The organism is Pirellulales bacterium (genome assembly GCA_035656635.1).
Lineage (GTDB): Bacteria > Planctomycetota > Planctomycetia > Pirellulales > JADZDJ01 > DATJYL01.
In genome coordinates this window covers 32,441-53,012 of the sequence record DASRSD010000134.1, presented here as the reverse complement: position 1 = coordinate 53,012, position 20,572 = coordinate 32,441, and the positions used below count along the sequence as shown (strand labels likewise).

At 53.8% G+C, this 20,572-nt stretch carries 13 protein-coding genes; 3 read left to right on the top strand and 10 right to left on the bottom strand.

From position 1 onward, the window contains the following. Positions 1 to 302: 302 nt before the first annotated feature. The 10 genes from VFE46_12595 to VFE46_12550 all read right to left on the bottom strand — a co-directional run bounded on the left by VFE46_12595 (position 303) and on the right by VFE46_12550 (position 15,338). Entirely contained in the window at positions 303 to 2,513 is a 2,211-nt protein-coding gene (locus tag VFE46_12595; protein ID HZZ28833.1) for a hypothetical protein, read from the bottom strand. Positions 2,514 to 2,556: 43 nt separating this feature from the next. After that, on the bottom strand, positions 2,557 to 5,001 hold the full coding sequence (locus VFE46_12590; protein HZZ28832.1) for a vWA domain-containing protein: 2,445 nt from the start codon (positions 4,999 to 5,001) through the stop codon (positions 2,557 to 2,559). Between the two features lie 51 nt (positions 5,002 to 5,052). Next, entirely contained in the window at positions 5,053 to 7,293 is a 2,241-nt protein-coding gene (locus tag VFE46_12585; protein HZZ28831.1) for a BatA domain-containing protein, read from the bottom strand. Between the two features lie 36 nt (positions 7,294 to 7,329). Continuing rightward, complete coding sequence (locus tag VFE46_12580; GenBank protein ID HZZ28830.1) at positions 7,330 to 8,229, bottom strand: DUF58 domain-containing protein; 900 nt, start codon at positions 8,227 to 8,229, stop codon at positions 7,330 to 7,332. Beyond that, entirely contained in the window at positions 8,189 to 9,214 is a 1,026-nt protein-coding gene (locus VFE46_12575) for a MoxR family ATPase (protein ID HZZ28829.1), read from the bottom strand. Before VFE46_12575 ends, VFE46_12580 begins: the two co-directional genes overlap by 41 nt. Positions 9,215 to 9,343: 129 nt before the next feature. Further along, complete coding sequence (locus VFE46_12570) at positions 9,344 to 10,369, bottom strand: prenyltransferase/squalene oxidase repeat-containing protein (GenBank protein HZZ28828.1); 1,026 nt, start codon at positions 10,367 to 10,369, stop codon at positions 9,344 to 9,346. 139 nt (positions 10,370 to 10,508) lie between these two features. Continuing rightward, the gene (locus VFE46_12565; GenBank protein ID HZZ28827.1) at positions 10,509 to 11,399 is read right to left on the bottom strand and encodes an SIMPL domain-containing protein; all 891 of its coding nucleotides are present in this window, start codon (positions 11,397 to 11,399) and stop codon (positions 10,509 to 10,511) included. Between the two features lie 8 nt (positions 11,400 to 11,407). Beyond that, on the bottom strand, positions 11,408 to 12,334 hold the full coding sequence (locus VFE46_12560; protein HZZ28826.1) for an SIMPL domain-containing protein: 927 nt from the start codon (positions 12,332 to 12,334) through the stop codon (positions 11,408 to 11,410). 13 nt (positions 12,335 to 12,347) lie between these two features. Next, a complete protein-coding gene (locus VFE46_12555; GenBank protein ID HZZ28825.1) occupies positions 12,348 to 13,190 on the bottom strand; it encodes an SIMPL domain-containing protein in 843 nt (280 codons plus the stop codon). A gap of 123 nt (positions 13,191 to 13,313) precedes the next feature. Next, entirely contained in the window at positions 13,314 to 15,338 is a 2,025-nt protein-coding gene (locus VFE46_12550) for a PQQ-binding-like beta-propeller repeat protein (GenBank protein HZZ28824.1), read from the bottom strand. Positions 15,339 to 15,639: 301 nt separating this feature from the next. Here VFE46_12550 and VFE46_12545 point away from each other — a divergent pair, with 301 nt between their 5' ends. The 3 genes from VFE46_12545 to VFE46_12535 are packed head-to-tail and all read left to right on the top strand — an operon-like array spanning position 15,640 to position 20,542. After that, positions 15,640 to 17,388: a DUF1549 and DUF1553 domain-containing protein gene (locus VFE46_12545; GenBank protein ID HZZ28823.1), complete on the top strand. Its 1,749-nt coding sequence runs from the start codon at positions 15,640 to 15,642 to the stop codon at positions 17,386 to 17,388. A 50-nt stretch (positions 17,389 to 17,438) separates the two neighbouring features. Further along, positions 17,439 to 18,788, top strand: a complete 1,350-nt coding sequence (locus VFE46_12540) for a DUF1501 domain-containing protein (protein HZZ28822.1) — start codon at positions 17,439 to 17,441, stop codon at positions 18,786 to 18,788. Continuing rightward, positions 18,785 to 20,542: a hypothetical protein gene (locus VFE46_12535; protein HZZ28821.1), complete on the top strand. Its 1,758-nt coding sequence runs from the start codon at positions 18,785 to 18,787 to the stop codon at positions 20,540 to 20,542. The genes VFE46_12540 and VFE46_12535 overlap by 4 nt, the downstream gene beginning before the upstream one ends. Positions 20,543 to 20,572: the final 30 nt, after the last annotated feature.

The window sequence follows — 20,572 nt, the reverse complement described above, 5'->3', positions numbered from 1 at the left end:
CTAGTCTTGGAGGATGTCGCTGGCGCATCTTCAGCATGAATGGCCGGCTGATGAACGCATTCCATACTCACCGCTATTACAAAAATGCAGCCCGCGGTTAGTTTATAGACGCTCATATTTTGCTCGCGTTCTGAACGGATTTAGTGGACGGGCTGAGCACATTCCGAATAACGATAAGTACGCCGACATCCCGCATTAGTTTGCCTTGTTGTGGCGGGTTCTGTCAATAAATTCTCAAGATACAAGTCGCGTGACTGCAAATTTCATAGGAATAAATCGTGAACCTGCACATCAGTCAACTCCTAATCAAATAGTCCCTTAATCCGTTCTTTTTCCGTCTTTTCTGTGGATTCAAGGACTTCATTTTGCGATTTGATGACCTGACGGAGTTGATTGATCACATCGACAAAACTTTCCCATTGTGACATTTGGGCCAAAATATGCTGTATTTCGGTGACGGCCGCTTGCTGGGCATCGAGCGCAGCCTGGCGGTCAGCGTCGCGCAGCTCTCGGTGTTCCAAAAGCGTTTGCAGTCTTTCGCCAATGTTGACGAAGTTTTCTTCGTGCAGTTTCCGCAGCGGTGCAATGATGGAAGTGTCTAGCAAGTCGCGAGCTTGTTCACTGCCCAAATCGTTGTAGATCATTTCCTGTAAAGTGGCGTCAAGTTGATTAGCAATTTGCCATACCTGTCGGGCGACTACTTGATGAACTCGCAACACACCCCCGCTCTCTTCGGAACTAGTAAGCTTTTGAATCGACTCCAATTGAGCTTTCGCCATGTCAAGCGACTTACTGAAGCGTCCTCGTTGCTCGCGCTGACGAACCAAAATTTCATAGAATAACTCTTCAGGCGTCACTACTTGCAACGGAATCCAGCGCGATGTTCCCTGTTGCGGACCCAAAACACAAGCATCGGTAGCAGTACTCTGCAAACGAACAATGTTGCCGGGCGCCGCGTTGACTTCCGCCAATTTCACGAGAATCTGTTTTTCCACATCGGTAGGTAGTTTATCATTCTCCAGCGCAAACGTTTCCATATACGGCTGATGCGTACTAACCTGGGGTTTGGAATCAACGAACTGCGTCAATTCCAAATCGGCAGCCATGTTCGCCACACCAAAATCATCCACTGAGCGAATAATCATCGGCACGCGCGCCGTGGGAGTAACGCGTCTTCCTATGCCGGTGACGCGAACCGTGACGCGTGGTGGCCGATCTGTCAGCAGTCCGATCAAGAGAAAATATGGCTTGGAGGACAACCCGCTGTCGGCAGCTGTCATTTGGAATTCCAAACTCGTTGCGGCCTTCATGATTATTTCCGATTCATAATGCGATGCATCAATTTGCTTTAGCTGAGGCGCATTTTCTCCCTGCGTTACAATGCATGCAGACGCCAAAGGTTGGTCGCTGGTTAACACGAGTTGCAACTGTGTGGTGGGCAGGAAAAGCAGTTGCGAATCCTCCTGGCCGGCATGATAAACTTCCGGCTGTGTGTGTCCAGGAACGTGCGCGGTAATCGTAATATCTTTGACTCTCGGTCGATCGATGGGCTTAATTTGCAAAGGACCAAGCCAATCGTCGCCGCCGGTTAGTGTGAAAGAAGCCGCTTCGGCGAGGGGCGGCAATTCGTAACGAAAATGGCCGGCTTCGAATTGCGTAAGAGCCCCTTGCTTCCGGCTGCCGTTGGCCAGTCGATAATCAATTGCCACGTCGTCCGGCACTTCGCTGTGCGGCTTGGCTTCGCCGGGAATGCGAATCGTATTACCACGGCCAACCACGCTCCATTCGCCTTCGGCTGCAATAAATTCCGGTTGGGCATCGACTTTCAAAATCGTGGCTTCTCCGCGCGGAACTAGCAAACGGCCCTGATCGTCTAAGCCCAGCACATTCAAATACGTGTGTTGAGGCCAGCGTACCGATGCGCCGCCCAGCCAACGGCGACTCCATACGGACGCTACCGACGGAAATGCCCAACAAAACAGCGCGGTTATTGCAATCAAGCCCAACAGCAGCGCCATCACTTTTCTTCGCCGCGAAATGTTCAACGTGCTCCGCAGGTCGATTTGCTCAAGCGCCGTAAAATCGTCAACGACGGCCATCTCAATCATCGCTGGGGATCCGTCGATTTTTCCGCGCCTCAGCAATTCCGGCAGTTGCAAGACGTTCGTTAAACGCTGACCGACACCGGGCCGGCGACGATCCAACAGCTCCGCCAAATCTAAGTCATCTAAGCGCAATCTCAGCGGTCGGATGAGCCATTGCCAAGCCACAATGACGATGCCTGCAACTCCCAGACCTAACAGCACTAAACGGGAAGCCAACTCCGGCCGAAATGTTCGGTCAATCAATAAGCTGATTGCGGCAAAACAGACGCACGTCGTTGTCGTCCAAGCCAATCCTTCCCATAACAAATGCGCATGCATGGAGTGACGAATTCGTGCCATCCGCCGCTGCAATTGTTGGCGGCATTGCCAGATGCGGTCGGATGATCGGGCTTCAGTGATTGTTGACATACATGATTCTTCAATTTGCGCGTGGCACTGTTCGGATTGCGCCTTAAGCCATGCGTTTCGTTTTGCGCGACACCCATTCAACGGTCAACAATGTGACAATCGCTAACGCCAAGATTGGGGCATCCCATAACTCTTGACGGTACTGCATTACACGGTCCACTTGCTTAATGTGAAATGCGGCGGGAATTTGATCGGCCTGGTCCAGCATGAATAACTTACCGCCGCTGGCTTGAGCGATGTCATCTAAAAGGGCTCGATTGAGACGTGGGTTGTCGAATTCCTGCTGGGGAGGATCCACTCGAAACGGCAGAGTAGCGGCGCGAACGGCAGTTTCGCCTTCGGCAGAAGTTCCAGGCAACACACGCACCAAATATGCGCCCGGTTTTTCCGCCTTGAACACGGCATCAAATACGTTGGGGTGATCGGGCTCCGGTTCAAATTCCAAGGCAATCGGCTCTTGGCCAGCCACTTCGGCATCGCCGTGAAGCTGCGAAAGCACGCTGGAATCTTCCTGCCCAGGCGCAGGCGAAGCATGGATTGTCACGCGGTCACCCACGCGGTAAGCGCTTTTATCGGTGGCTAATGTAAACGGGTATCGACCGCCCAATACTTTGCTGCGCCCCACACGATCAATCATGCGAGCCCAAAAGCTATCGAAATACTCTTCGTGCAAATATCGCCAACGGTACGTGCTGTCGAATCCGATAAATACAGTCCTCCCCGGGCCGTAACGTTGCATCGCCATCAGTACATGACGGCCGAAGTTATTCCGCATCCGTTGGTCGCCATGCTGCGCGAGCACCGTGGCGCCGGGTTTGGCGCGTGTCACTGGAAAATACCAGTACATGCCGGGCAAACTGGCGAGAATATCGCGATTTTTTGTGGGATCGGCCGTAAAGCGAAAAATAGGATCCTCGGCCCCGTCGGCCGTAAGCTCCAAATTCCAGGTTTCCCGGGCGCTCAGTCTTACTTCAGCCGACGACTGATAAAGCCCCGGTTCCGACACAACCGGTAACATGCGGGCCCAGGCGGTGTCGGCCGTGTCAGCAACATCGCCGGAACGGACACTAAATAAGTTAGGGGTATTCAATTCGCCGGAAACGTAAATCAAGCCGCCGCCGGCATCTCCCACGAATTTTGTCAGCATGTCCGACCAATTTGGGCCCAGGTCGTGCACGTTCGGGTCGAACATGATGACCGTGTCATATTGATTGAGCTCCGTTTGGGTCACAGGCAAGCGACGCAATGGTTTTTGGCCAATCTGTTCATAATTGTCTGTGGCGTTTTGCAACCAGGAGGAAAATTCCAACTGTGGATCGCGCAGCAAAGCATTCCGCAAGAATTGCACTTCCGGTGATGCATAACCGGCAACCAGTAGCACACGAATTCTCTGGCGGACTACTTTTATCGACTGTGTGGCGGAATTGTCGGCTTCAGTCAATTCGTTCGGTATATCCGAAATAGTGACTCGAAAATCGTATTGACCTGTGGCATCTGGAGTAAAATCAAACTCCACACGCTGCATGGCGCCGTCTTCGGCCAGCACGATCGAGCTTTGTGAGACTTCTGCCCAATCGCTCCCGTCTTTTCGTTGTTCCAAGCGAACTGTGGCCGATTGCCCGCGTAGGCCTTGAGAATCGATCACGGCGGCCAGCTTAATCGGATCGCGCACAAAAACTACAGGGCTGGCTTCCAAGTCTGTGAGCCGAGCATTACTGGGTCCCTGTTCAGTTCCCATCGCCAGCACGTGGATGGGCACGCCTTGCTTGCCGGCCTGCTGCGCAATTTTTCGGGCATCTTCTCCTCCGTTCGATTGACCGTCGGTCACCAATAACACACCCGCCAGCGGTTGATTACGATGCGCGGCCAAGGCTTGCTTCAATGCGTCGCCGATGGCCGTTTGCGTGCCTTGTGGCGGCAGCGCAGCGAGGCCAGTCCACGATTCCACTGGATCGGCCCTGCTGTCGAAATGAAACAATGCCAGCTTGCGGCCATCGGATAGCTCTGGAATTGCAGAATCGAGAGCACCCACGGCTAAATCGTATCGCTTAGCATCCCGCAAACGCTTGAGCAGGGCAGAGTCTTTTTCAGTCCAACCCAAATGTTCGGCAATCCGTTTGACGGAAGCATCGTCAACATAAGGGTCTGTGAGTGACATGCTTTGCGATGTATCCATGAGCACCAACAAGTGCGATGGAACCTGTTCATGCCGCTCGATGACAAGCACCGCATCGAGCAGCATAAAGATGACGCCCGTAAAGACCAATCCCCTCAGCGCCGTAAATGCTAGGCGGCGGGACAGGCTAAGCTGCCGTCCTTCCAAGCGATACAACCAAAACACGCCTATCAGCGCGGCCAAAAATATCGCGATGGCAGCCAGCGCCGCCGTGCCTTGTGGCAGGGCTTGAAATTCCACATGCCAATCCCCTTCTGTGGCGCCGGTGGGCAGCGGTCGCAAACCGATTAGCCATTTGAAGGTTTCGATCATGTGATGCGGTGAGGATTATTAACGAATTAGTACGAAGTAAGTCATAAAAGTTCAGCGTTGCCTTCCGACCCAAGTTGCAAAGCATGCTTCCACGGCCATCAAGCCCAGCAGGCACATTGCCAGCGGCCGCCAAATTTCCTCGCCGCGAGTAGACAATTCCGCATCGGGAGCGCCGGCGGAAATAATCTCCGGCTGCAGCTCACCCCACAACGCTTTCAGCTCGTCAGCGCTGATGAGTGTTAAATCGCTCTCGCGGGCATCGGGATTGACGGCGAACAAATCGTTGCCTGCGCCGCTGGGTGGAGTTTGCCAGTTCATGCGGTACAAACCAGCCAGGCGCGTACCGATATAGGTGAGTGTTGTCGCCGCGGATGGCGTTGCTATTAATGAGCTTCTTTGATTTAAATTCGCATCGGCGCTTTTGCCCGTGTCTGAATTTATGCTCTTATTTCCAGTACCGACCTTCGCATCTGACGTTTCCACAGTCAGCGAGGATGGCTGATCGGACTCAGGGATTTCGATCGTCGGTGACACCACTTGCTCATCGGGCGCAAGCTGATGGCGAATTGGTTCCCCCGCCGTCAAATCGTGCGCGCCGGCGGTTCGCACAATTGCTTTGCCTCCTTCGCGCATCGCCAATACGTAGCTGGGTTGCGTGGGCCAATCGGTCCATGATTTATTGGCAGTTGTCGTCCACAAAAGCACGTGGCCATGACCGACCACTTTCTCAACCACTGCCGGCGACGATTCCGCATCATTCCAGCGGGCCAACACGCGCACGCCCGAAACCGATTTGCCCGGCAATCGCAACTGGTAATATTTATTCGTTTTGACCTGCTCCAACACCGATGGTTTGAGTTGCCGCATGGCATCCAGCGGCGAAGGAGACTGGTTTTCCAGCACCAAGCCAGTGACTGGCTGTTCGACAACGCTTTCCAATTGGGCCGGCAACAATTCGACGCCTTCGCCTTGGAGCAACTGGTTGTAATTGTCAGGATCGACCTGATCGCCGACAAAAATCATTAACCCCATGCCTGCCTCAACCAGCGACCTTAGCCGCGTCACTTGCGGCGGCGTTAATGTTGCCACGTTGGCCAGCACCAGCAAGTCGGGCTGCTCGTGAGCAACGGCGGTCAAATCGGCGTCGGTAAGAATTTCCACTTGGAAGGAAGCGGTATCTTCTCCTCCCAAAGAAAGAGCGAGGCCGAGAAAGTCGGTCTCGCTAGCCAGTGGTTCACTCGAAGGCTGTCCGTCAATCAACGTGACGTGCAATCGTTCGCGCACATCGACTACCGTCCAGCGCTGGTTGTCACCGGCCAAATCGTCTACAGGAAGTTGCAGCGATAGGTAATGCAGACCCGGTTCTTGTAAAGTCGCCATGAGCGGCACATGCACACTTTGACCAGCCGGCAGTGGCGGGAGCACCAACTGATTCGGTTTGCCATCGACGAGGAACACCGCCTCAACGTGATCGAAGCTTTGGTCGGAGGCATTGTGAATTACCACCTCCCAATGGGCCGGAACGCCGGCCAGCACACAAGGGTCTTGCACTTTCAACTCGTCCAGTGAGAGTTGATGCGTGGCGGGAGCACCAAGATCGAAAATTTGTAGCCGCACGTCCTCGCTGGCCCAACGATCAGCCAGTGGCTTTAAATTGTTTTCCCAGCCGACGCGCCGCAAATCGGTGAGCAGCGTGACTTCCTTAGTGTGATACGTGCTGGAAACAAGCAATTCGTCAACCGCTTCCATCGTTGTAGCCCAGGATACAAAAGTAGAACTGAGTTTTTGCTTGCGGATGAGCTGCGCCAGGTTTTCGGCATCCAGGATTTCCACTTCATGCACCAGCGGCTGCTTTGGCTGCGACGCCAACACTAAGGTAAAGCGATCTTGCGGCCCGACATCGCGAATGATGTGCGTGGCCAACTCAACGGCGCGATCGAATACGGTGTGGCCTTCGACCGCCACGCCCATGCTCAGTGAATCATCCAGCACCAGCACATGACTGGTACGACTTCCGGCCCCGAACCAGCCAGCCAAACCGAGCGAATGCACGACGGGCCGGGCAACCAAAAACGCTAACAACGCAATCAGAGCAATTCGCATAAGCAGCAACAACAACTGCTCCAATTGAACTCGGCGACGATTACGTTGAATCGTCAGTTTCAAATACCGCATCGGCGCCCAGTCGACGCGCTTGAACTGCCGACGAAAGAGCAAATGAATAATGATGGGTATCGACGCCAGCCCCAGCCCCCACAACAATGCCGGATTGAGAAAATTGATGGCGGGCATGGTTGAAAAGCATCCGTTTCCAATGCGCCTTCAATCTCAGGCACTTTCTCGACGGTGCAGGTAATGGCTCAAGGCTAACGCTAAATTGTCATCGGTGCGCAGTAGCAAATGGTCAATTCCGCGGCTGCCGCAAGTATCTTTCACTTCTTCCACGAATTTTTGCATCGCCTGCGAATAGGCCTTGCGGAACGCCCAGGGCTCGGCAAATAGCTCTTCGCTCCCTTCAATGTCGCGGAACAAAACCAAATCATTGAAGGGCAAATCGAGCTCATCCTTATCGAGAACTTGAAACACCAGAATTTCGTTTCCTAAATATTGCAGGCGCGAGAGGCCGTCGTAAAACGAATTTAAATCGGTCAATAAATCCGAAATGATGATTACCATCCCGCGTTTTTTCAGCTTGCCGCTGAGCGTTTGCAACACGGCTCCCAAATCGGTTTGGCGATCCGGCTTGGCTTGCTCCAATCGATAAATAATTTGTACCAGTTGCGATTGCGTGGCGGCCGGCGAAAGAACGCTCCGCTCCTGATTATCGAACAGCGCCAAGCCAACTGGGTCTTGCTGTTCCACCAACAACGTGGCCAATGAGGCCGCCAATGTGGCTGCGTAATCGAACTTGGTCATCGCGCCGGAGCCGTAGCGCATGGAAGCGCTGGCGTCCATCACGATGGTCGCCCGTAAGTTGCTCTCTTCTTCATACTGTTTAATGTAGAAACGGTCGGTCCGGCCGAGTACGCGCCAATCGAGCAACCGCAAATCATCGCCAGGCGAATACTCGCGGTACTCCGCAAATTCCACGTTGAAGCCGTGGAATGGACTGCGGTGTAATCCACATACCGTGCCTTCCACTACCCGAGTGGCACGCAGCGTCAGACCGGAAATGCGGGCCAGCACTTCAGGATTGGAATACTTGGGCAACTCGGCCATCGAGTTCATCGGCTCCTGAACGAACGGGGATGTCGCGAATTAAAGCGTCGACAATAGTATCGGGGGTTTGTCCGTCGGCCTGAGCCGCATAAGTGGCCACCAAGCGATGCCGCAATACAGGTTTAGAAACAGCGCGGATGTCGTCGATGGCCACTGCCGGGCGACCGTGCAATGCGGCCCGGGCTTTGGCAGCGAGAATGAGCGCTTGCCCAGCGCGAGGGCCGGCGCCCCAGGAAACCCAACGTGAGATATATGCCGGACTATTGGGCTCGCCAGCGCGAGTGGCGCGAACCAGTGCCATGACGTAATCCAAGCAATGATCGGAAACCGGCACGCTACGAACAATCTTCTGCAAATGAGGAATTTCCAGACCGTCTAGTATTTTGGTGACGTGCTCCACTTCCGCGCCGGTGGTGCGGCGATAAATCTGCCGCTCCTCGTCAGGCGTGGGATAACCGACATACACCTTGAATAGGAAGCGATCTAATTGCGCTTCGGGCAATGGATAGGTACCCTCCTGTTCGATCGGGTTTTGCGTGGCCAGCACGAAAAACGGGTCCACCAGCGCGTGCCGCCGGCCGCCGGCCGAAACTTGGCGTTCTTGCATGGCTTCCAATAGCGCGGCCTGAGTCTTGGGAGGCGTGCGATTGATTTCGTCGGCCAGCAAAATATTAGTGAATACCGGCCCTCGCATGAATTGTAGATGCCGCGTACCGGTTTGCCGATCGTCTTGCAGTACCTCCGTTCCGGTGATGTCGCTGGGCATTAAGTCGGGCGTGAATTGAATGCGCGTGAATTGCAGCGACAGGCAATTGGCCAGTGTGCTGACCATTAAAGTCTTCGCTAACCCTGGCACGCCTTCTAAAATGCAATGGCCGCGAGCAAAGATGGCAATCATCAATTGCTCGATGACTTCGTCCTGTCCAACCACGATGTGCGCAATTTGCTCCCGCAAATGCCGATGGGCCTGTTCCAGACGGCGCAAATCTTCCAGGTCGGCCGAGTGTGACCGATCAGAGTTATTGCCCGCCGCGGCGCGCTCGTCCACGCTGGCTGTTTGATGGATCACGTTATGGGCCCTCGTTTCAGATTGGCAGATCTTGCGGCTGAACAAAACGGCCGCTCAACGCTGGTAAACGGGTAGAAACTTATAGGGTAATTGAAGAATAATAAGTGCGATAGCTGTACCGTAAGTTTTGCCGATTCCGTCCCCATCCCACGAGCCTTCACCAGCGTTTTGCATTTTTAGCAACTCATCGCGGGTAGTCGGAAAATACTTGTCCCAATACTGGTCGCCGGCCATGTAAAAGGCCTGCGATGCATACAAATGCGTGTAATAATCGTGACCGGCGCGCTTGCTCCAGCCGTTAATTGCCTCGAACCGCTGCCACACAAAATCCAAGCAACGATTGGCGAGTGGTGAATCGAATTCGCCCGCGTTGTACAGGGTCGCCACGGCCGCCGCAGAAATTGGCAAATGAGCTTCGCCCCCGGATGCCAGCGAGTAACAAATGCCCCCTTCCGGCGTGCTACAGCGCTCAAGATAACGAATGGCATTTTCGATGGTTCCACTGGGAACTTGAATGCCGGCATTTTGCGCAGCACGCAATGCCTGAACTTGAGTGACCGTAACCGATCCTTCATCGCCGCCGCCCGGAACATACGTCCACCCCCCCGCCCCACTTTGACCTCGCGCCGTAAGGTTGACGCCAGCGATCACGGCATCGTGAATCGCCGTGTGTTTGGTGGGATTGGTTTCCATACCATACACGGAGGCCAAATACATCAAGGCGAAGCCGTGGCCGTGCATCGGCATGCCGTTCTCCGAGCTCGGACTGGTGATCAATCCAGATTTACTATTTTGGGCGCATTGCAATATGTAATCCGTACCGCGCTTCAGCTGTTCTCCATATCGGCCTCTTGTAGGCGAGTTGCCGTTAGCCAACAGCGCGGTGCAGGCTAAGGCTGTCATGGCCATAGGATATGCTTGCCCGCCCTGGCCTTCACGCCAGGCGCCATCGTCGGCTTGAGTGCGCGCAAGATAATCCAGCCCGGAGCGAACGGCCTTAAGGGTGTCTTGCGTAACGTGTTTGGGCAGCACTTCGTCGGCTTGCGCAAGTTGAACTTGCGCCAACGGCGCGGCAATCATGCATACCGTCAACAGACAGCACAACCCACGTCCTGATTGCGCGGAAGCAAAGGAAAAGCAGATTAATGGCTTAGGAAATCTCATCCGTGGCATTCTGCTGAGGATTTGATTTGAACAATTGAAGATTCTGCCTTCCAGGCTATTTATTCTCGGTCGCAGAAACGTGAGATTCTGAAGATGTTGACGTTTGTTCCTGGGTCTTATCGGCTCGTTCGATTCCGAACCGAACCGCTAGTTTCACTTGAAACACCGCGCCCGTCATACTGTCGCTATTGATCTCTCCATGGGGTGTTTGGTCGGAGGAAGAAACATCCCACGATTGTTGAATATTATTGTTGGGACTGTCACCCGAGACAAAACTTTCCTGCACAAATAATACTGGACCGAGTTTCAAACCGTGCAATTTGGCCAGGCGTTCGGCACGTTCTTTGGCATCAGCGGCGGCTTTTTGATACGCAGCTTCCCGAATTTGATCGACCCCCGTAACAACAAATCGAACCATGTTGTTGGAAGTGGTTCGACCATAGCGATAAGCCATCGAAACTTCTTCATCGCTGGGACCGACGGCGGCGCCGCTGTCTTTAGCCGTATCGAGCAGTTTGCCAATAGTTTTCATCAAATCGTCGGTTGGTATTTTGTCGATGCCCTGCAACCGTATGCGTACCACGCTGGTAACCTCCACCTGGGGCGGGGTGGGATTGTTGTTTTGTGGCATGCCCCGCATGATCAATTGCGCCTGATCTTTGGACGTGCCAGAGTGCACCGAAAGATTAGCCTCGTCCACCTTCATATTCTCGAGTTTCAATCCTTCAAATGCTTTCATCACACGATCACGAGCATCGCGGTGTTTCACAATGGCGTCATCAGTTAATTCGGCAGCGCCCGAGACGCGCAATTTAAGTTCCACGGTGTCGGGCTTGGCAGTAACTTCGCCGGCGCCGTTGACGCCAATGCCATTACCACCAACTTGTGCCCTTGCTGACTGCAAGGCAACCAGCGACAAACCTGCAATTGCGACAATCGGAAGCATTCTGGTTTTCATTTTGTGGTCCCGCTGGAAATGGATGTGGTGTTCGTTTGTGAATTGCTAGGAATTAGTGCAAAGCGGACACGGAGGCTCACCCGCAACGGAAGTTCCGAAAGCATTGTGGATTTCAACGACGCATCGTCGCCTCCCACGGTTCCGCCGGAATAAATGGCTGAAAGCATGCCCAATGCCGCCGACTCATCATTATTATTGGATGCCAACGGTGTGGTTTCGTCCACGGTGGTAGCTGCTCCTAAATGTCCACCGGTCAATTCAGCGACTTGCTGAGCCTTTTCTTTGGCGTGCTGGAAGGCCTGTTCGACAGCCTTCCTATGGGCAGACGTCACATCATCGGCAACGAATGTAACCAACGGACTAGCCAATGGCTGGCCATCGGGACCAGTCTCGCCAGTGGGATTGGAGCTTCCCGCAGCCAAGCCAGCGTCCTTAATCACGTCGAGAAACTTCGCCACCAGGGCAATCACTTCTTCCTCCGGCAATTTATCGATGCCGCTAACGGTTAGCTTCCAAGATTTACTGATGCCCACTTCCTGCTTGATGTTATTGCCGCTTCCGCCCTGCGCGATAAATGCGCCAACAGGAACTGCCGTGGGAGTGCTTCCAGCACCAACTCCAGCACTGGTGACGGCAACCCCTTGGTCGACAACCCGCAAATTCTCGATTTTCAATTTCTCGACGGTCTCTTTAGCGCGGTGCAGTGCATCCCGATACTTAACCACGGCGTCGCCGGTCAGTTCCGCAGAAACCGACGTTTTGATTTCGATCTCCAACTTATTCGGCTTCACCATGGTCTCGCCCGAACCGGAAACAGTGATGCTGTTCGCGGGCGAATTGACCTCCTGAGCCCACGCCAGATGCGTGCTGTTAAAGAGCAGGAATATGCCGAGGACGGCAAAAGTCCATAAACTCCATTTCATTTTCTTGTCCCCACTATTTTTTGGGTTCCAACGCAAAGCGAACGCGAAGATTCACCCGCACGGGCATATCGACAAGCAACGTCGAAGTAAGACGCGGATCATCTGGTGCACCACCGCCGCCGCCGTAAATCATTTCAATCATTCGCGATTGGAGCGATTCCGTCTTGTTCGAGCCCTCCATACCTTCTTCCATCGAAATCACCGGTCCCAGTTGAGCGCCAGCCATTTCCGCCAATTTTTGCGCCTTTTGCTTGGCTTGGGCAAATGCTTTTTCCGAAGCCGTTTGTCTGGCTCCTGCAGGATCATCGGCCACAAAGGTAACCATTGCCACTGGCGTGCTCATCCCGTTAATTCGCGACAGCAGCGAATTACTTGTAGTGTCGCCAACCGAAACTCCAGCATCCTTGGCCGTATCGAGCAGTTTTGCCACCAGCGACACCAGATCTTCCTCGGAAAGCTTGTCGATGCCGCTGACTGATAGACGCAATGACTTGGAAATATTTACCTCGGGCTTGGCGGTCGCTTGTGGATTTCCGCCGCCCAGGTTGATCATGTTGTTATTTCCTCCGGCGGCATTGTTCGCAACGTTCATCCCACGATCCACGAGTTCGAGCTTTTCAATTTTGAGCTTCTCGAATGCCTCCTTGGCCCGGCGCAAAGCGTCACGATATTTGACGACGGCGTCGCCTGTAAGTTCCGCGGAAGCCGCTGCTTTTATTTCAATTTCCAATCGGTTGGGTTTGATCGACGATTCGCCCACCGCAGATACCGAAATACCCGGATCATCGGCGGCAGCTACTTTGCAAAGTCCGAACAACAATAATCCAGCCAGCAGAATGCAGAAATGAGGTTTCATCGTAATCCCAATTGAGCAAATGAAGAGATCGTTGCAGGAATATCAAACGTCCAGAAAGTTTATGCAGTGCAAAAACGGAGGTTGGCAATCAAATTACGGGTAAAGGCTCTTTCTGGCGAATTCTCATTTTGGTCCTGAGGACGCTGCATCCTCGGCAACGCTGTTAATGGGATAAGCGGTGATAGCAATGTTGGAAATTGCAAGCAACGCATGCGGCGTCAGCATTAAACGGCCACCAACAGAATCCATGTCCTTACCCCGAAACAATTGCACAATGTCGCCGTTGGATTTCGCAATTTCGTAGATGCCGCGCGGCGTAAATTGGTAAATTCGATCCGCCGTCATCAACGGCCGCACCCAACTAGTGCCCATCGCCACAGGTTTGGACCACAGAAGTTGTTGAGTTTTCAGATCGTAGGCTGTGATTTCTTCGCCGCCCAAATAAATTCGCTCCCGATCCACTCCGGCCAAAACCGCATTTTGCGAGACCGGCCGGTTCCAAAGAACCTTGGGGTCTTCTGGATCGACCGCATATAGCCGTCGAGAGCGCATGCCTTTGATGTATAGCACTCCGTCCAGCATTACCGGATCGCTGACCGTAATTTGCTCCGGCGGCTGATTATAATAACGATCGGTGCTGGGAATTTCGGCGTCGTAGTTGAGTCCCCAGGCAATCGCTCCGGTCGATGGATTCATCTGCACAAAGGTGCCCGCGTTCGTATCGACATATAGCAAACCACCGGAAAGCAATAACGCCGGAACGGACAATCGCGTTATCGAGTAATACATTTGGCGCGGATCGGTTTTGTAGCTCCCCAATTTTGTGTTCCATAGCAACTTGTTGTCTGTCCGGTCGATGCACAAGATGTTGAGCTCGCTCGGCTGATTTGGCTTGTAAGCGCCAGCGTAAATATGCCCATCGTTTGCCACGGGCATGCCCGTAATGGTCCATTCCTTCAAGCCGTCTTTGGCCGATTTGCTGTTGAATAGCTCCTTGCCCGTCGTTGGATCTCGGGCGATGAGATAATAGCGCACATCGTTCTGATTTGGATTGGCCGCCGGGTCGCGCGCCACACTCCACACTTTATCGCCGCAGGAAGCTATCGCCGATTGCTCCAAAAACATATTGCGTCCGGGATTGAATTGATTTTGCCCTTGATTGTTTTTCATCAAATCGAAAAACCGGGCGCTACGCCAAGCCAATTTGCCCGTGAGCAAATCAATCCCTACGTCATAACCAACCATGTCGGAATAGACGCGGTTTGCGTCGACTGTTGCGGGCGGCACAAAATCAGACGCATACTGACGACCGTACATTTGGTCGTACACTGCCAAGCCTTCTCGATTACCCAAGACTGGATTAATCTGCGCGAACCAGCGGAATTGCCAGAGCGGCTTGGTATCGGCTGGGAGCTGAATTTTATTCGACGACGCCGACCGATTAGGCGTCGTCGAGTCATCCGTTTTCATGCTCGTTAGTTTTTCCAGGTGGTCGACCGCACGGACGCTTTTGCCGCCTAGAATCACCGAAGCGTCAGCGTACCGCTGGCGCAATTGATCGAGCGCCTGTTGAAACTCGGATCCGCGGCCCTCGCGCGCCAAAGCAATGGCAATTTTGGTCAGCAGCTGTGCCGGCGGAATGTTGCTGTCGGGACGAAACTTTAGAACGCTGCGCCACGCTTGAATTGCGCCGGAAAAATCCCCTCGTTCAAACTGTAAGTCGCCCCAGCGATTGGCAGCTGCGTCGCCTGAGGTTGTGTACAAATACTGCGTGGCAACCGTGGCAAGCTTCTCGGCCTCGTCTTTTCCTTGGGCTTGGTCAAGCACATTTTTGGCTTCGGGATCGTTGAACAACCGATAAGCTTTCTTTCCTTCGTCCGGCAATTCCGCAAATAACCGCGCCAACAATCCCGCGGGAGGCACCATGACGCCGTCTTTATAGGGCACTAACGCAGCGCCTTTTGCAGAGTACAGCTTTTCTAACTGCTTAAACGCTTTTTCCCATTGCGATCGCTGGACATATCGGCGGTAATCGTTAATCGATTCGATCACATCGCTCGGAACGGTCGATAGCAAGAACGGCTGGTTAACATCGTTTGTCGTGGTCGCCATGCCATTGACCACCATCACACCTTGTGCGGTAGCCATGGCAACTGCGGAAATGAAAATTGCCCAAACCAGCAGGAACTCCTTTACCTGGCGCATAGTATTAGCCCCGAAGCATGTGTAATTGAAGCGGAGAATACTGCACTTCCCCGAGCAAACTCGGAATATACAGCAAATTTGAACCGGGTAGCTATCCGCCCATCCTAAATGAGAGTTCGTGCAGTTTGCAACTAAATTGGGCCGGCGCGAAGCTAGAATTGAGAATTTCGGAAGATTTGTTACAATAATGTCCTCTGGTAAACCTCCGTTTTCTAAAACCGTCGGAGGGCGGCCGATGCGGCGAATGATTTCTAAAAAGCCTGTGTTGCTGCGGGCGTTAAAGCCGCAGTGGCTGTCACTGTGCGTATGCTTTGTCAGCACACTAGTACTGGGATACAAATTGCTGGCTGAGGAAGCAGCATCAACCAACAGCGAAAAGCCCGAAAAAAAAGCCAGCACGGCTGAACCCTGGTCGACGGAAAATTCGGCTCTTTACCCGAGTGGCACGTCCAGCACTTTGGCAGATGTCGAGCCCATCAATGCCGACCAAATGGCCGCCCGCATCGACGGGTTGTTGGCTGCCGCGTGGAAATCCGCCGGCGTAGAACCTGCTCCGTTCACGACCGATTCTGAATTTGTGCGGCGCGCTTATCTGGATTTGATTGGGCGCATTCCATCCGTGGCCGAAACTCTGGAATTTGTGGACGATGCCCATGCGGATAAGCGTACACAACTGGTCGACAATTTGCTTCAGCGCGGCGCTTGGGCAGAAAATTTTGCCAACGCGTGGCGCGATTTATTGCTGGCCGGTTCTGCAAACCCGGAAATTCGGGCTCAAGCGGCGGCCTTGGAAAACTGGCTGCGGCTGCGATTTGCGGTAAATATGCCGTACGACAAAATGGCGCGGGAGTTAATTACCGCCCGTGTGCAGCAGGCCAACACCGATTTTAACGAACCCAGCCCGGCAGCCTTTTATCTAGCCGCCGATTTTAAACCCGAGCAATTAGCAGCGAGTACTTCGCGCGTATTTTTGGGAATTCAGTTGCAATGTGCACAATGCCACAACCACCCCTTCGCTAGTTGGAAGCGCGAGCAGTTCTGGCAAATGGCGACGTTCTTCAAAGATATTAGCAATGAAGCGGCTATGGCGGCCGAAAAACCGTCGACCTTAGCGACGCTCGTTAATCTGGTGGCGATGGACAATGCAGACAGCCTGACTATTCCAGACACAAAAATTGTCGTAAAGCCGCAATTTCTTGATGGGACAACACCCAATCGGAAGGCGGACCAATCCAAACGCGAAGTGTTGGCTCAGTGGATCGTGAATTCGTCCAATCCATTGTTCACCCGAGCAGCGGTAAACCGTTTATGGGATCACTTCTTCGGCCGCGGCCTGGTTAGCCCCGTCGATCATTTGGATACAGCCGGCCCTCCCTCGCAACCGCAAGTATTTGATGAATTGGCTCAACAGTTTGTGCTACATGGTTACGACATCAAGTATTTAATTCGGGTGATCACGGCTACTCGGGCTTACCAGCTCTCGAGTGAGACCAGCGACAAGCCGAACGATCAGCAATTGGCGTTGTTCGCACGCATGCCGTTGCGGCGGATGAGCGGCGACCAGCTTTTTGCCAGTTTTGTACAAGCCACCGGCTTCCAGACTGGTGGCGGACAGGCGACGCAAGCAACTCAATTGGAGCCGACAGCGCGAGATGATTTTCAAACTCGATTCAACGATAACAGTGTGCCTCAAACCGAAGCACCGACAACCATCTTGCAGGCACTAGCCTTGATGAACGGCAAATATGTGACCGACGCAACCGATTTGAAGGCTAGTCGCGTGTTTGCTTCAATTGCCGATGCCCCGTACTTGGATACAAAAGGCCGAATCGAAATGCTCTTTCTGTCGGCTTTAAGCCGTCGGCCCGATGCCTCGGAGATGGAGCAATTGTCGGCTTACCTTTCGAGTACGCCCAAGCACGACGAAAAATCAGCCCTGGCCGACATGTTTTGGTCGCTACTAAATAGCGCTGAGTTTGTGTTGAACCATTAACTTCGTCAAGCAGATCTTGCTTCGAGCATTCTCCCATCGCGAGGACATTTATGTGCGGCATTCACAATTTGCACCGCTTTGCCGGACCGTTTTCGCGTCGCGATCTGTTGCGGCTGTCGCTTACGGGAGCTGTAGGAATATCTGCCAGTGGTTGGTTCGAAGCGCTGGCGCATGCTGCGGCTGACGATAAGAACCGTCACCGCTCTTGCATCTTGCTATGGATGAACGGCGGCCCCAGCCAGATGGATACCTTCGATTTAAAGCCTGGCTCACGCAACGGTGGATTATTCAAAGATGTTTCCACCGCTGCCGACGGCGTTAAAATCAGTGAGCATTTGCCGCAACTCGCACAATGGACCAAGCGGATGGCGATTGTCCGTTCGATGACCGCCAAAGAAGGCGATCACGGCCGCGCCACGGCGTATGTTCGTACCGGCTACGTTCCCGCTGGTCCCATTCACTACCCCACACTGGGTTCGTTGGTGGCCAAGGAACTCGGCCGGCCCGACGCGGAGCTACCCAATTTTGTTAGCATTGCTCCTAACCGGGCGCTCAGTCCGGCTGCTTACAGCGCCGGCTTTTTAGGTGCAGGTTACGCGCCGCTGATTGTCGGCGAAAAGGCTGCGGCTGGCAAAGATGCTGCCCAACTGGAAGTGGACGACATTGCGCCGCCGACGGAAATTCAACCTGAGATTGTGAATTCGCGATTAAAGCTGCTCAATACGCTCAACGCCGGCTTTTTGAAAAATCATCCCGATGCGCCAGCCAGCAGCTACCAAGCCGCATACCAAAGGGCAGTCGAGTTAATGCAAAGCAAATTGGCTGCCGCCTTCAAGCTGGAAGAAGAGCCGGCTGAAGTACGCGATGCTTATGGACGAACCCGGTTTGGCCAAGGTTGCTTGCTAGCTCGACGGCTTGTGGAACGGGGCGTGCCGTTTGTTGAAGTGACCTTGAGTACCATCGATGGCGCTGGCGCTGGTTGGGACACTCATACCGACAATTTTGAAGGCGTTCGCAAGCTTTCCGGTGTGCTCGACCCCGCTTGGGCAACCTTGATGAAGGAGCTCGATCAGCGCGGTCTGCTCGATAGCACTTTGATTGTGTGGATGGGAGAATTCGGACGCACGCCGCAAATTAACTCCGCTGGCGGGCGAGATCACTATCCGCAAGCATACAGTAGCGTATTGGCTGGGGGAGGAATTCGAGGCGGCCAAGTCATCGGAAAAACAAGCGACGATGGCATGACCGTGACCGATCATCCCGTTACCGTGCCCGATCTTTTGGCGACGGTATGCACGGCTCTGGGAATGGACCCGATGCAACAAAACGATTCGAACTTGGGTCGGCCCATCCGCATTGTTGATCCAGTTGCCAAGCCGATCGCTGAGGTGTTGCTGTGAAGCGCAACTGGTTTGCGCTCGTTTGCTGCAGTTTTGGAGCGCCACTCGTCTTGTGGATGGTTCTCGTATCGAGCGACATTGTTTTGTCCCGTGGCGACGACGTGCCAAATGCCACAACCTCCGAAGTTGCTTCGTCCTCGGATATTTCACTTCCCGATGCTGTACCATCGCCAAACGGGGCGTCATCCAACACTAAGTCGTCCGATACGGGCGACGTACAGGAGTTATTGTTGCTGGGCCCCACCTACCCGCTGCGCATTAACTTGCACATTGATGTCAGTGGCATCAAATTCCATGACGTATGGCAACGCGTTGTCGATGAAAGTTTTGATCGGTTCGATACGGAGAAAAAGGGACACATTTCGGTCGAGCAAGCGAATCGCCTGATCGCACTATTTTCCTCTGGCGGAGGACAGCCGCGAATCGCGCCGCCCTCTTTGGCGACGATGATGAAAATGTCCAAGGGATACTCGCGAGAGGAAGCGACCGCTCAATTAGCAAAAATTGCGCCGCCGTTTACTGTGCGACATCATTTGGCCAGTCGCGGTGCGGGACCGGCGTTGTTTTCGTTGCTGGATACTGATGGCGACGGACGACTCTCCCGCGCCGAACTAAACGCCGCTGAACAAAGTCTCCGTGGCCGGGATTTTAATGACGACGGGCTAATCACTGCGGAAGAATTAATTTCCGGTCCTGGCCGGGGCGCCGAAAGTCGTGGCGGCCAAGGGACGTCGCTCGCCGTGGATGGACCTGTGATCGCCATCAGCCCCGCCACATCGACCGAGGCGTTGGCAGAAACACTGCTCTTCCGCTATGACCAGAATCACGATGGGCAGCTATCGCTAAGCGGAGCGACCCCAGAGCTTCGGGCTCCCGCAAATATGTTCGCCAAGTTCGATTTAAATCATGATCAAATGCTTGATCGGTCGGAGCTGACCGCTATGCTGCAATCGTCGGTCGACATGGAAATGTTCTTTTCGTTGGGACGTTCCACAGGCCAGCGGCATCGATCAAACGACAATGCCCAGGCGGCAACTATCGGCTATCGCTTGCGCATCAAATTGGACGGCGGTTATCGGTTGACAGTTGCCGAAATTGAAATCGATTTTCGCCGTAACAATCGCGATCCTGCACAAGCCAATCAGTCGCCCAACTTTTCCAATTATGACCAAAACAAAGATGGTTTTCTGAGCAAGGACGAATTGTCGACGGCTGGGATGGCAAATAACCTGCCGCTAATGGACACCAATAGCGACGGCAAAGTTTCCCCAGAGGAATTCGAGGCCTTCTTCCACTGGCAAAGCGAAATTGCCGGCGCCCAGTTAGTGCTGGAAGCGACCGACGAAGGACAGGACTTGTTCACCTTGTTGGATCGCAATGGTGATGGTGTTTTGTCTCCCCGTGAATTAAAATCAGCCGCCGACATTTTGGCCACGGATGATAGCGACCACGATGGTTTCATCACCAGCGCCGACATTCCATATCACGTTATGCTGGAGCTCTCGCGCGGCGGAGCCAGCGCCGCGGCCAATCCCCTTGTGTCTTTAGGCTCCCCAGCTCGACAACCGCGCCGCACCAAACCAACCGTATCACCGCCGGATTGGTTTACTAAAATGGATCGCAACGGCGACGGTGAAATCAGCCCCTCCGAATTCTTGGGCAGTCGAGAACAATTCGATGCACTGGACACGAACCGCGACGGTCTTATCGACGCTGCGGAAGCGGCGGCGGCGGACGCCAAACGGCCGCACTGAAATTGTGGGCCTAACACTGCAGGCACATTG

Coding starts and splice junctions, on each gene's coding strand:
- VFE46_12595 (HZZ28833.1), bottom strand. CDS start 2,513: ATGTCAACAATCACTGAAGCCCGATCATCCGACCGCATCTGGCAATGC.
- VFE46_12590 (HZZ28832.1), bottom strand. CDS start 5,001: ATGATCGAAACCTTCAAATGGCTAATCGGTTTGCGACCGCTGCCCACC.
- VFE46_12585 (HZZ28831.1), bottom strand. CDS start 7,293: ATGCCCGCCATCAATTTTCTCAATCCGGCATTGTTGTGGGGGCTGGGG.
- VFE46_12580 (HZZ28830.1), bottom strand. CDS start 8,229: ATGAACTCGATGGCCGAGTTGCCCAAGTATTCCAATCCTGAAGTGCTG.
- VFE46_12570 (HZZ28828.1), bottom strand. CDS start 10,369: ATGATTGCCGCGCCGTTGGCGCAAGTTCAACTTGCGCAAGCCGACGAA.
- VFE46_12565 (HZZ28827.1), bottom strand. CDS start 11,399: ATGCTTCCGATTGTCGCAATTGCAGGTTTGTCGCTGGTTGCCTTGCAG.
- VFE46_12560 (HZZ28826.1), bottom strand. CDS start 12,334: ATGAAATGGAGTTTATGGACTTTTGCCGTCCTCGGCATATTCCTGCTC.
- VFE46_12555 (HZZ28825.1), bottom strand. CDS start 13,190: ATGAAACCTCATTTCTGCATTCTGCTGGCTGGATTATTGTTGTTCGGA.
- VFE46_12550 (HZZ28824.1), bottom strand. CDS start 15,338: ATGGCTACCGCACAAGGTGTGATGGTGGTCAATGGCATGGCGACCACG.
- VFE46_12545 (HZZ28823.1), top strand. CDS start 15,640: ATGATTTCTAAAAAGCCTGTGTTGCTGCGGGCGTTAAAGCCGCAGTGG.
- VFE46_12540 (HZZ28822.1), top strand. CDS start 17,439: ATGTGCGGCATTCACAATTTGCACCGCTTTGCCGGACCGTTTTCGCGT.